The 13,199-nt window shown below is 31.6% G+C and carries 10 protein-coding genes; 1 reads left to right on the top strand and 9 read right to left on the bottom strand.

Annotation, left to right across the window (positions count from 1 at the left end; genetic code table 11):
- Position 1: 1 nt before the first annotated feature.
- Both BD821_RS02610 and BD821_RS02605 read right to left on the bottom strand, forming a co-directional pair.
- Entirely contained in the window at positions 2-1,153 is a 1,152-nt protein-coding gene (locus tag BD821_RS02610; RefSeq protein WP_104409180.1) for a Ger(x)C family spore germination protein, read from the bottom strand.
- Positions 1,150-2,694: a spore germination protein gene (locus BD821_RS02605; RefSeq protein ID WP_104409179.1), complete on the bottom strand. Its 1,545-nt coding sequence runs from the start codon at positions 2,692-2,694 to the stop codon at positions 1,150-1,152. The genes BD821_RS02610 and BD821_RS02605 overlap by 4 nt, the downstream gene beginning before the upstream one ends.
- A 187-nt stretch (positions 2,695-2,881) precedes the next feature.
- Between BD821_RS02605 and BD821_RS02600 the strand changes: the two genes are divergently transcribed.
- Entirely contained in the window at positions 2,882-3,784 is a 903-nt protein-coding gene (locus BD821_RS02600) for a tetratricopeptide repeat protein (RefSeq protein WP_104409178.1), read from the top strand.
- Positions 3,785-3,855: 71 nt separating this feature from the next.
- Here the strand turns inward: BD821_RS02600 and tkt are convergent, their stop codons facing one another.
- From tkt to BD821_RS02565, 7 genes are all read right to left on the bottom strand, one after another.
- Positions 3,856-5,835, bottom strand: coding sequence for a transketolase (gene tkt / locus BD821_RS02595; protein WP_104409177.1), 1,980 nt, complete (start codon positions 5,833-5,835; stop codon positions 3,856-3,858).
- Between the two features lie 140 nt (positions 5,836-5,975).
- On the bottom strand, positions 5,976-6,800 hold the full coding sequence (locus BD821_RS02590) for a hypothetical protein (RefSeq protein WP_104409176.1): 825 nt from the start codon (positions 6,798-6,800) through the stop codon (positions 5,976-5,978).
- 150 nt (positions 6,801-6,950) lie between these two features.
- A complete protein-coding gene (gene ord / locus BD821_RS02585) occupies positions 6,951-8,006 on the bottom strand; it encodes a 2,4-diaminopentanoate dehydrogenase (protein ID WP_104409175.1) in 1,056 nt (351 codons plus the stop codon).
- 62 nt (positions 8,007-8,068) lie between these two features.
- On the bottom strand, positions 8,069-9,160 hold the full coding sequence (gene orr / locus BD821_RS02580; protein WP_104409174.1) for an ornithine racemase Orr: 1,092 nt from the start codon (positions 9,158-9,160) through the stop codon (positions 8,069-8,071).
- Between the two features lie 75 nt (positions 9,161-9,235).
- Positions 9,236-10,603, bottom strand: a complete 1,368-nt coding sequence (locus BD821_RS02575) for a GlmL-related ornithine degradation protein (RefSeq protein ID WP_104409173.1) — start codon at positions 10,601-10,603, stop codon at positions 9,236-9,238.
- Between the two features lie 26 nt (positions 10,604-10,629).
- Positions 10,630-12,834 (bottom strand): D-ornithine 4,5-aminomutase subunit OraE, encoded by a 2,205-nt coding sequence (gene oraE, locus BD821_RS02570; RefSeq protein WP_104409172.1) that lies wholly within the window; start codon positions 12,832-12,834, stop codon positions 10,630-10,632.
- Positions 12,834-13,199 (bottom strand): ornithine aminomutase subunit alpha, encoded by a 366-nt coding sequence (locus BD821_RS02565; RefSeq protein WP_104409171.1) that lies wholly within the window; start codon positions 13,197-13,199, stop codon positions 12,834-12,836. The genes oraE and BD821_RS02565 overlap by 1 nt, the downstream gene beginning before the upstream one ends.

The raw sequence follows: 13,199 nt of genomic DNA, 5'->3' as shown, positions 1-13,199 counted from the left end.
ATTAATCTCCTACTTCTATATTTTTATTAGTTATTCCACTATATTTAATATTTATATTTACTCTAAAATTAGTATCTATATTTTGAAAAGCCTCTTGCCAGTTATCTTGAATCTTTCTCCATTCATTAGGTTTTTTCTTTTTTAATATATCTCCAAATCCTATTATGTCACTTTTATAATCTTTTTGAAGATCTTCTATTAACTCTTTGCAACTATTTTCCACATATTTTTCTGCCTGTTTTTTTAACTTTTCTCTTTCATCTTTAGAGATGTAGTTTATTCCAGTTGATGCTAATTCAGATAAACTTGTATCTATATCTATATTCACATCCACAACTATTTTACCTTCTTTTACTTTAGGAATTATCTTTTTATTACCCTTTATTATATCTATAGTTATAGTTTTATTTTTCCCTAGTTCCATTGGAAGTACAAACTTTAATTCGTCTTCTTTTAGAAGGTTTAAGATCATAGTTTCATCTTCATTTAATTTGCCCACCATCTTGTCAGTTTTAAATATCGCTGTTCCAAATATATGAAAATTTAAGTTTTTATTATCTTTGTCTATTTTAATCATAGGAGCTGTGGCTGAAAGTCCCTTGTTTGATACGGCTTCTAGAACCTTAAAAGTTTCCATCTTCAAGTAGGTTCCTATTTTATTTGAATTTGCAACAGCTGAAGATATCTCATAGGATATTATTTCATCTCCTTTTTTCTCTTTACTGAGTATTTCTGAAGCTGTATCCATATCTGATATTAAAATCCACATATCATCTCGTACTTCCACATCTCTATCTATTAAATCCAGAACTGGAGTTATACCTTCACTTGCAATATCCGCGCTAACTATAACCACCTTAGCGTGTGATACCTGAAGCATCTTACCTGCCTTACCAATGGCACTTCTAAGTGATTCATGTATAGTTTTACCTCTACCTTCAACTATATTAGAACTTATTGACTTTGAACTTGTCGATGCTTCTAATACCTCAAAGGTTAGTATATATTCATCCGTAACCTTATCCCTATCTATTGCCATTCCAGCTAAATATTTCACATCAGTCATCTCAATATAATCCCAGCACCCGCAAAAAACTGTAGTAAAGGCCACCATAAAAAGCAAAACAACACTTACATTTAAATACTTTTTCATTCTCTATTCCTTCTATTAATATAATTTTTGCTTCTCACTTTATCTCTAGCAATGAATTTAGTTCTATACTTTAACAGCCACCAAGGTGCCCTTATGCCAGCATCTCTTATATTATATTTATCTAAATCTATGAGGTTTAACATATAAGGTATCCCAAAACTTTTTATAGACATTAAATGTAATATAAGACCCATGCTAGCAAATATAACTCCATATAGACCTAAAAGTGATGCTAAAATCAAAAATATAAACCTTGAAATAATTATACCTGAGTTCATTTCATATAATATAAGTTCACATATACCTGCAATAGCAGTTACAATTACTATAGGTGCGCTTACAAACTTAGCATTAACAGCAGCATCTCCTAGAACTAGTGCTCCTACAATACTCACTGCAGCCCCTATATGTTTAGGTAGCCTTAATCCAGCCTCTCTTATTATTTCAAAAACAATAATCATAAGTAAGGTTTCTATTACTGTAGGCAATGGTACACCTTGCTTTGCTGCGTATATACTTAGTGCGAGTTTAGTCGGTATAAGCTCTTTATGAAATGCAATAAATGCAACATAAACCCCTGGTGTAGCTACAGTAATAATGAATGCTACTACCCTTAAAATCCTATTTATAGATGCATAAATAAAATTATCATAGTAATCTTCATTTATTTGAAAATGTTCTATAAATAAATAAGGTAAGGTTATTGCCATAGGTGATCCGTCACATAATATAGCTATTCTACCTTGCAATAATTTAGATGCTACAACATCTGGTCTTTCTGTATTTCCGATGGTCTTAAAAGGTGATAAAGGACTGTCACTTATAAGTTCTTGTATTTGCCCTGTGCCAAAAACCCCCTCTATATCTATCTTGTCTAACCTATTTGTTAGTTCTTCTAATATTTTAGTGTTTACTATGCCCTCCATGTATATAATGCAAATCTTAGTATTTGTTCTAACACCTATTTCTTTACGTTGAAACTTTAAACTTGGAGAATTAATCTTTCTTCTTATTAAAGACGTGTTTACATTTAAAGATTCATTAAATCCTTCTCTTGGTCCCTTCACCACTGTTTCAGAGGGTGGTTCTGCTATAGCCCTAGTTTGCCAGCCTTTAGTATTAAGAAGGAGACCTTCATTAAAGCCATCTACAAGCAATAAAGTATCCCCATATAGTAAAGACTTTAAAATCTTTTCGATTTCATCAGTCTTAATTACATCATCTATTATTAATACTTCTTCCTTTACGTAATCTACTATGTTGTTTAGTTGATCATTAAGATCTTCTTTCATTAGTGGCAATACTATATTTTCATTTATAATTTCCCTATCCGACATACCATCTATAAAAATTAGGCAAAACTTTAAATCACCCTTCTTATTTTTAAATTCCCTATAAATAACAGTATCATCTAGTTTTAATATGTTATTTTTGAATAAATTTATGTTTTCTTGTAATGGTTTTGTTAAATAATACTTACCTATATCTTCTTTTAAACTATTACTATCCTTATTATCTATATCTCTTGGCCATCTCCTCATATAATTACTTATCTAATTTATTATATTGTCTTCAAAAATACTAAATATATTCATTTAATGTTATTATCGTATTCAAAATCTACTGTTAACATGGTATTATTATTAGAATATATAATTTAAACTTTATGTATAAGATTAATGTATTTAATGCTTGTGTATCTAAAAATAATATTTAACGGAGGATAATATGAAAACAAAGTTAACTAAAATACTCCCCGACCTAGTCTTTGCTATAATAATATTTTCATCTATATATATGGGATATCCCCTTGTAGGTAAAATACTATTAGCTGTGTACTTTTTATATTTAATATATAAAAGTCTACCTGCTATATATGCAACAGCAGGAGGTAATGCTTATAAAAAAGGTGATAAAGAAAAGGCTCTAACTTATTTTAAAAAGGCTGCAAACTCTAAAAATGCAAAGGCTAACTTTATATCATCCTATGGCTACTTATTACTTCGAGATGGGAAAATTACAGAATCAGAACCTTACTTAGAAAAAGCTGTAGAACTTGATGATAAGTTACCTCAAATTAAATATAGTTCTCTTCTTAATCTTAGTCTTTTAAGATGGAAGCAAGGAAGAATTCCTGAAGCTATAAAAATAGCAGAAGATTTAAAGCCTAATTACCTAAATTCCGTTGTATACGAGGTCCTTGGATATTACTATATTTCTAATGGAAATTACAAAAAGGCTAAGACTTTTAATGAAGAGGCTTTATTATACGATGAAGACGATGATGTAATAAAGGATAATATGGCTCAAACTCACTACTTCCTTTCTGAATATGAGGAAGCTGAAAAAATCTATTCAAAAATAGTTCCTGATGTAGCTTTTCCTGAGGCTTATTATTATTATGCCCTTATAAAAATAGAAATGGGAGAAATAGCTGAGGCTAAAAAACTATTAGAAATTGCTTTAAGTAAAAAGGTTTCATTTATGTCTAATATAAACGAGGAAATCATTAAGAATAAATTAAATGAAATAAATAGTTTAATTGAATTAAAAAGTATAGATGAACCAAACAACCCAGATGATTCAAATAACTTAGATGATTTACATACCCAAGACCAATCAGAAAATTAATTGAAATTAAAAGGACTATCTTGAAATAATCAATATAGTCCTTTTAATTAAACTTTTTTATTATAAAAATCCTATTTTTTTAATTCTAAAGCCTTTTTAACTACGTTATCAACTGTAAATCCAAAGGTTTCGAATAAAACTTCTGCTTTTCCTGATGCTCCAAAATGATCTATTGATATTACATCTCCATCAAGTCCAACATATTTATGCCAACCAAAGGAAGTTGCAGCTTCTACTGCAATTCTTGATCTTACGCTTCTAGGGAATATAGATTCCTTATATTCACTGCTTTGTGCTTCAAATAATTCAAATGAAGGTACGCTTACAACTCTAGCATCAATATTGTTTTTCTTTAGTTCTTCTGCTGCTTTATAAATAAGCTCTACTTCAGATCCTGAGGCCATTAATATCATATCTGGAACCTCTTTTATTGAATCCTTAAGGATATATGCTCCCTTTAATGCTTCTTTACCTGTGTTATCATAAAGAGGTAGCTTTTGTCTTGTAAGTACAAGGGATACAGGACCATCTTCCTTAGTTAAGGATAAATACCATCCTGCAGCTGTCTCTTTAGAGTCTGCTGGTCTAAATACAGTCATATTAGGCATACTTCTTAAAGCAGCTAAATGTTCTATAGGCTCATGTGTAGGTCCATCTTCTCCTACTCCTATGCTATCATGTGTAAGTACATAAGTTATTGGAAGTCCCATAATAGCTGAAAGTCTCATAGCGCCCTTCATATAATCACTAAACACAAAGAATGTAGATACAAAAACTCTAAGTCCTCCGTGTAAGTATATACCATTTCCTATAGCAGCCATAGCATGCTCTCTCACTCCAAAGTGTAAGTTTGCCCCACTTCTGTCTTCTGCTGAGAAATCTCCTCTATCTTTCATATAAGTCTTATTTGAAGGTGCAAGGTCTGCTGATCCCCCAATAAGATTTGGAATAAGTTTAGTCAACCTATTAATAAGTATTCCTGAAGATTCCCTTGTTGCCATAGGCTTATCAAAGCTCCAAAAATCCTTATCATTTAATATGTCTGTGGATAACTTTCCGTTAAACCAAGTATCCCATTCTTTTGCAAGTTCAGGATAAGCATTCTTGTATGATTCAAATAAATCATTCCAAGCTTTTTCTTTAGCTGCTGCATCTTTATTAAAGCTCTCCATGTTCTCTTTAACTTCTTCTGGTACAGTAAATGGTTCATGCTTCCAACCAAAACCTTCTTTCATTGCATTTATGTTATCTTCACCTAAAGGTTCTCCATGAGCTGATGCCTTTCCTTGCTTAGCAGCACATCCAAAACCTATTATATTTTTAACTATTATTATACTTGGTTTCTTTTTCTCTTTTTTAGCTTCTTCTATAGCTTTACTTATTTCTTTAACGTTATTACCATCTGCTACATTTATTACTTGCCATCCATAAGCATCGTATCTTTTAGCTACATCTTCTCTAAAAGCGATATCGGTATCACCTTCTATTGATATATTGTTAGAATCATATAACATAATAAGCTTACCAAGCTCTAAAGTTCCTGCAAGGGATGATGCTTCACTTGAAATACCTTCCATTAAGCAGCCATCTCCAGCTATAGTATAGGTATAATGATCTACAACATTAAATCCTTCTTTATTAAACTTTTCTGCAAGATAAGCTTCTGAAATAGCCATACCTACAGCATTACATATTCCTTGACCTAAAGGTCCTGTAGTTGTTTCAACTCCATCTATATGCTTGTATTCTGGATGTCCTGCAGTCTTACTTCCATACTGTCTAAAATTCTTTATATCCTCCATGCTTACATCATATCCAAAAATATTAAGTAGTGAATAAATAAGCATTGATCCATGACCTGCTGAAAGCACAAATCTATCTCTATCAATCCAGTTTGAATTTTTAGGGTTATGTTTTAAATGTTTAGCCCACAATGTATAAGCCATTGGAGCGCAACCAAGTGGTAATCCTGGATGACCAGAATTTGCTTTTTGTATAGCCTCTGCTGAAATAACTCTTATTGTGTCAATAGTTAATTTATCGATATTCATCTAATAAATCATCCTTTCTTATTTTAATATTATCTTTGTTTAACTTATCCATGAATAGTGTTTTTTAATTTTAATTGAATTTAATATGATACAGTTTAATATTATATCAAAAGTAAAATCTCATCTCCTAGTTTACCACACTAGCTTTTTTTAGAAAATAGTAAATAACATAAAAAACTTATTCCTAAACTAAATAAGGAAAACATTAGAGCTATCATTAAAAATACACTTAAATAAACATTATATCTAATCAATTGTAATTTATATTGTGTAATATTTACACTAAAATATACAAGAACTATATTCACTATAAATATAAATGCAAATAGAACTAAAAACCCATCCTTACCGTTTTCTATATCTGCTTTACTTAATGCCATATGAGATGATACACATATTGCAACTATTATAAATATCCAAAAGCTTAGGTGCTGAAAATTATTAGCACTAAAAACACTTTTTAAAAGTCCTCCTGATAAATTTAATAGTGATACTATTAAACCTTTATCTATTTTGTCACTGTTTATGCCATAGATAACATATCTTTTTAATATGCTAAAAGATTCTGGCATAAAAGAGTACAATGCTAATATTAACACTGAAGTACCACTAAATATAGGTCCTAAAGCTATGAACAAGTTCCCTATCCTTTGGTATAAACTATTTTTATTGTAACTATGCTTAACATATCCTAGTACTCCACTTTTATCCTTAAGATTCAAAAGTTTTATATCCATAATCTTATGATTAAATATTATACACATTATGGCATGACCTATTTCATGGATAGGAGTACCAATAAAAGCTGTAATAAATATTCCTTTCCTTCCTAAAGATCTTTGCATAAAAGTATTTGCAGTCTTTTCAAAAAAGCCTAGCATAAGTCCTACAACAAGAATTAGTCCAGTAAAATATCCCATTTGCACTGTGGTCATCTTAAGCACTTTTAGTAATGATTCTGTCATTGTGTCACCTCAATTAAATTATATCATATATACTTAACTATAAAAGTCAATAAAAAGTACACTTACTAAAACACTATAAAAGCTTAAAGTAAGTGTACTTTTTTATATGGAAAGATGTCACAATAAAAGATTGAAATTATATCTCATATTTTATTTTTCATCTTTTACAAGATCTCTTACATCTCCAATAATTGCTCTTGGAATTGGAAGGTCTAACATGGTTTTAAGACCTGGCTCTGAGTTTATTACTAAAGGAATCATATTTACACATATGGCAACTGTTGCAATTCCTCCTGGTATTTCTGGTTTTATTTGAAGGTTTAATTTTGGAACTCCATTAACCTCTATATAATCTCCTGTTTCAACATTTTCAAGTTCAGGTTTTATTTGTTGAGGATGATCCATTGTAATAAATAACTTTTCTCCTAAATCTGCATAACCTAGTTGTCTACATCCTACCACATCTCCTTTTTCAGCAGAAACAATATCTGTAGATCGTGGAACTTTTGTAAGAATAGGCTCTTTTTCCTGCCTAACGTTATTAAATTTAACACCAAAAGCTTCTTCAATCATTCCAAAGGATTGTAGGAATCCAACATGACCAGCTACAGTGTTATCTTTAGCTCCTTTTATAAACTCTTCTTCTTTAAGTCCTATGCCTTGTTCTACCATAACAGCCTTTCCAAAACAGGCTAAGTCATTAATTCTAGTTACATTAATATTGTCTACTGATTCAGAAACTCCTGTAAGCATTATAACCATTAAATCCATTATAAACCCAGGATTTACACCAGTTCCAAGTATAGATACATTGTTTTCCTTAGCTATTTTGTCCATTTCCTCTGAAAGTTCTTTATCTAAAGCTTTTGGATAGGACATTTCTTCAGCAGTTGTTACTACATCCATGCCCGCCTGTGCTGCCATTTTTATTAAAGGAAATACTACCTTTGTAAAAGAAGCTGTAGCTATTATACATACTTTTGCAAAACCTTTTTTTATTACGTCATTTGCATCATTTGTAACTATGCAACAATTATCTTCATTTTCTTCTATACCTAAAACCTCATAAAGCATCTTCCCTACTTTACTAGGATCCATATCAATAGCTCCTACAATTTGAAATCCTTTTTTATTTAATATCATATTAGCAATGCCACTCCCCATAGATCCAAGTCCAAAAACAACAACTTTTATCTTATCTTTCATAATATATCTCTCCCTTAAAATCATAGTAATTAATAATTTCTTTTTAAATGTTATTTTATCTTTTAAATATAACTATAAACCTTTTCATCTTTATAAGACTTTTCTATATATGGTGATGTCATAGCTGATAATAAGGTTCCATAGCTTAATTTAAATTCTACTATATCACCTACTTTTAAGTCTTCCTTACTATCAGTTACATCTAATATTAAATGATCACTACTAGCTCCAAATATGCTTATATTTTCATCTACTGGGGTTAAACCCTCTATTCTTACATCTTGTTTTCCAAGTGCCACTATGGCTCTTTTCCTTATTCCTTTATCTTCAAATTGTGGTTTCTCTCCAAAAGAATTTAATCCTATATTGCCCTTTGGCACTGAAGGCTTATACTTAAGTTCGATTATTTCACTTTTAAGTATAAAGGCATTTTTATAACAATTAGGTATTAATTCACCATAGGCTGTCTCAATTCCAAGTACTATAGATTCACCAATTCTAAGATTATTAATCTCTTTTGGAATGGTGTCATTTATAACCATGTATAAGCTGCTAGAATTTCCACCGGATATAATAGATAAATCTAAGTTAAATATATTTTTTATATCATGCTTTAAGCTTATAAGTTTACCTAGATTCTCTGTATCTGGAATTAATCCCCCATAACAGGTTACATTGGTTCCAAGTCCAACTAAATTTATATTATCTAAAGTTATTATTTGTCTTACTGTATCTATTGCATCTTCTGCTAGTACCCCTTCTCTTAAATCACCTATGTCTACCATCAGTAAAATATCATGTACTTTATCCAATTCTACTGCAGCCTTTGATAACTTTTTTATTGTGTCAATCTCTGAGTTAAGACTCATATCGCTATATTTAACAACTTCGTAACACTCACTTACCATTGGAATTCTAAGCAAGGTCTTTTTACAATTTAAATCTTCCATCTTTTTTAAATTTAATATTCTAGAGTCTGCAAGTTCATTAACTCCACCTTCAAGTATAGCCTCTACAATAGGTCTATAGGCACAGAACACCTTAGTTACAGCTGTAACTTTTATATCCTTTTTATCACATATAGATACAATTTCTTTAACATTATGAATTAACTTTGATAAATCAGCTTCTAAATAAGGATAAACTTTTCCCATAACACTACTCCCTTTTTATTTATTTTTATCAAATCAAGTTAAATCAGAAATCATTTTTTAAACTTTATAAATTAATTATCTATTTGATATATCCTCATCTATGCCTAAACTTTGGACTAATAGTGCTATAGCTGCCTCTTTATTTTCTTTACTTAAAACTCCAGCACAAGCCATAATATAATCTCTATCTAAAAGTACCTTAGCACCTTTTCTTGGGAGCATTGTTACCTCGTCTTTTAGGTAACGTATAGCTTTTAGTAACTCTTCTCCACCCTGTATCCTAGTTAATGCTCCTCCTGTTCCTACTATATATTTAACCTTTGATAAATCTTTCCCATAAGCTATAAATCCACTTTCCCCTCCATACTTTCTCTTTATCACACCAGCATGTCTATTTATAGCTATATCCATAGCTTTTTTTGTTAACATGATACTTGCATTTATATCCTCTTTTTCTATAGGTATTGCCTTTATATGTTCCTTCATATATTCTTTAGTTAAACCACCTAAATCTCTTATATCCATTAAATCTATTACATTTTTATTATTTATAAATATTCCGATATCTCCCTCTACAGTTCTCTTAGCCTTTGGCTCAGGATTTATAAGCATATCTAAAACCACACTACTACCTTCAGTAACTGAGTGAACATCAGTAGTTGCTCCCCCTACATCAAAAACTAAAATATCTCCTATAATATCATATAAAATCTTTGTGCTTTCCATTACAGCTCCTGGTGTTGGCATTATGCTGCCCTTTACCATTTCTTTTATCCTACTCATTCCAGGTGCCTTTATTATATTTTTTTCAAAGGCTTGTTGAATCACTTTTCTTGCAGGCTCCACATTAAGTTCATCTATACTTGGATACACATTATCAATTATATAAAGCTCTTCATGCTTTAATATTTCTTTTATCTCTTCCCTATTTTCTATATTTCCACAGTACACTATGGGTTTATTAAAGTTTTCTTTACCTATAAGTTCAGCATTATAAAGTGCTGTTTCTCTTTCACCATAGTCTGTTCCTCCTGCAATTATTATCATATTGGGATCTATATCTCTTATAGCTTTTAGATCACTTTTTCTCATCTTACCTGAGGTAACCATTTTAATTATTCCTCCAGCACCTAGAGCTGCTTCTCTTGCCGCCTTAACTGTCATCTGTTCCATAAGTCCATGTACAGTTATTTTAAGTCCTCCAGCTGCACTGCTTGTAGCTATAATTTTATCCCATGTTAATGTATCTTTTATTTCTCTTTCAATATGCTTTATTGCATCTTTAAGACCAATGGTAACATCTCCATCTAAAACCGTAGTACAACTTTCTCCTTGAAATGGAATCTCTACATAGACCTTACCTTCATTATCCCTTTTTACATTTAAAGCTGTAACTAAAGTAGTGGTGCTACCTATTTCAGCAACTATATAATCAACCTTCAAAATAACACCTCCATTTTAAGTAAACTTTATTCATCTTTATCTACATCTTCACCCATTAACTTTTTAATTATAAAAGATGCTACATCCGTTCCATTTGATCCTCTTCCAAATCCAACATCCATTCCGTTAGCTCTTGCTATTTCATCTGTAACCTGAGTCCCCCCTGAAACAAGTATCAGCTTATCTCTTACACCCTTTTCAATACAAAGATCATTAAGTTTTTTCATATTTTTAATATGAACATCGTTATGAGTAATTATGGTGCTACACAATATGGCTTCAGCTTTCGATTCTATAGCTGCCTCTACTAATTTATCTATAGGGCAAGAAGTTCCAAGATAGATAGCTTCTACACCAAATCTTTCAACCCCACCATGTTTAATATCTATAACCTCTCTTAGCCCTACAGAATGTTCATCCTCTCCTACTGTGGCTGCTACAATCTTTACTGGATGCGTCTTAACATAATCTTTCATAACCCCATTTGAAAGTGTCTTTCTCCTTTTTGGAAGAATTAATTCATTACGCTTCACTGGTTCAAAATCACAGACTCCTTTAATTTCTATAAGTGTTCCCTCTGAGCTTTGAAGTACTTGTTTATGAAGAATCTCCACATCCTTTAAGTTCATCCTTCTACCCATTTCAATAGCTGCCGCTTCACTTATTTGTTCATTTTCTGGAATACATAATGTTATTTTTACATATCCATCTTTAGACCATTGAACTTCCGGAACTACTGTGCCATCCTCTTTAACTTTCTCCATTCTCTCTTTAGCATTATCTTTATCATCTAATTCATCTATATATTTAATCTTTGAATGATTACATAAAGTACATTCATCTATAGCATCACAGGGCTTTTTATATTGCTGTGGCACATTATTATATCCAAATTGTCCGCAAACCGGTGCAAAGTAATCCTTGTCTCTTTTTATTATGGTATTAACTGCATCTCCACCATCCATCTTCCTTGAAATACCATCACCATTTCTTTCAGGATATTCTCCTGAATCTATAAAAAAGCCTGCATCTACTGCTTTAAAGTATCCTCCACATTCAATTATTTCTTCAAGAAATAAAATAGCTCTTTCTTGTATCTCTCTTACCTTTTCTGGTAAATATCCTGTTTCTTTAAGCTCTATCATTTCCATTAGACCGTCCATACCTAAAAATGCTTGCTTAGCTGTATTTATTGCATGAATATTATTATAATGCCAAGGCACATTTCTTCCTTCATCAGGGGTTATTGTACTTTGAATATCCACTGATGTTAGCTCTGATATTAAAAGGTTTAAGGTATGTCCAACTGTTGCTTCTCTTTCACAGGATTCTATATATTTAGTATTCATTTGAGCTCTCATTTTATATTTTTTAAAGAACTGTCTAAGTGCTACTGCATAAGGCAGATCGTATCTCATACAAGGAGCTGGCGCAGAGGTTGGTGGCACTGTTGAAAGTGCTATATTTTCTGGTTTTATTCCAACCATTTCTGAAAACTTTGAGTTTATAGCGTGTTGAACCATCAGTTCTGGCATTACGTTATATCCCTTCATAGCTGTAGCATTGGCATTATGAGCTCCATCTATTTGAAGCATATCTACAGAAGCCATTATATGCTTTGCTGTTGCAGCATCTACAAAGGATCTAAACATATTTATATTTCTATAAAGCACATTGTATTGAGGGTCTTGATGAGCTCCGTTAACCCCTTCTTCTGCAAACATAACGGCTACATCAGGTCCAGCTACACCAGATACATAAGAGTGAAAATTAATTTTTCTTCCCACTTCTTCTTCTATTAAATCTATGGCTTTTCTTGTAGCTCGAATTTCCTTTCTTGTAATAGGTACGCCACCTATGCCTTCTGGACTTCCTTCTATTAATCCATCAAAATGGCTTTGTCCTGCAGTTCTTATAACCATTAAATGATCTGCACCATGCCAAGCAGCCATTCTCATTCTTCTTATATCATCTTCAAACCTACCTGAAGCAATTTCTGTTGTAATAACAGCCCTTGGTTGTGGATCTATACCTTCAAAACTTCTTGCAGCTGGAAGTGGATGACTTTTTTTCAAAGGAGCTGATATTTCTTTGTAATTAAACTCTCCAACCTTTCCATACTCTACTTCTTCTCTCCAATGCCATCCTCTCCACTTTGGCTCATATTTATCTAAATCCTTTAAGATTTCTTCAATATTAAGCTTTTTATTTTCTTCTACCCTTTCTACCATTATCTCTCCCCTCCCTTCATCTCTTTTAAAACCATATCCCACCCTATGCCTTTAGATAGCTCTTCTCCTGCCTTAAGATAAGGAATATCCCGAAGCCTTCCATAGGTTAAAACTACATTTCCTATTCCTTTTGACAGAAGATTCCACTTTGTACCATAGTCAATTATAGGTTTTGCTTCAATACTTGAAAATCCCATCCTTAAAAGCACAGATCGTTCAATAGCAGGGGATGTATAATCATGTCCAAGTTCTACCATAGGTTTAACTATCTCTTCTGTAAGACTCCAGAACCTTTCGTATAACTCATCATTGTTTAACTCCTTTAAGTGTTCTCTTCTTTCTTTGAAATCGTTTTCTCTTTTCAT

The sequence above is a fragment of the Clostridium algidicarnis DSM 15099 genome (assembly GCF_002934235.1).
Taxonomy (GTDB): Bacteria; Bacillota; Clostridia; order Clostridiales; family Clostridiaceae; genus Clostridium_L; species Clostridium_L algidicarnis.
This window is presented reverse-complemented; position numbering and strand designations above follow the sequence as displayed.

Excerpts from the sequence above, each read along its gene's own strand:
- BD821_RS02605 (WP_104409179.1), bottom strand. The coding sequence starts at position 2,694 with ATGAGGAGATGGCCAAGAGATATAGATAATAAGGATAGTAATAGTTTA.
- BD821_RS02590 (WP_104409176.1), bottom strand. The coding sequence starts at position 6,800 with ATGACAGAATCATTACTAAAAGTGCTTAAGATGACCACAGTGCAAATG.
- oraE (WP_104409172.1), bottom strand. The coding sequence starts at position 12,834 with ATGGTAGAAAGGGTAGAAGAAAATAAAAAGCTTAATATTGAAGAAATC.
- orr (WP_104409174.1), bottom strand. The coding sequence starts at position 9,160 with ATGGGAAAAGTTTATCCTTATTTAGAAGCTGATTTATCAAAGTTAATT.
- BD821_RS02610 (WP_104409180.1), bottom strand. The coding sequence starts at position 1,153 with ATGAAAAAGTATTTAAATGTAAGTGTTGTTTTGCTTTTTATGGTGGCC.
- BD821_RS02565 (WP_104409171.1), bottom strand. The coding sequence starts at position 13,199 with ATGAAAAGAGAAAACGATTTCAAAGAAAGAAGAGAACACTTAAAGGAG.
- BD821_RS02600 (WP_104409178.1), top strand. The coding sequence starts at position 2,882 with ATGAAAACAAAGTTAACTAAAATACTCCCCGACCTAGTCTTTGCTATA.
- tkt (WP_104409177.1), bottom strand. The coding sequence starts at position 5,835 with ATGAATATCGATAAATTAACTATTGACACAATAAGAGTTATTTCAGCA.
- ord (WP_104409175.1), bottom strand. The coding sequence starts at position 8,006 with ATGAAAGATAAGATAAAAGTTGTTGTTTTTGGACTTGGATCTATGGGG.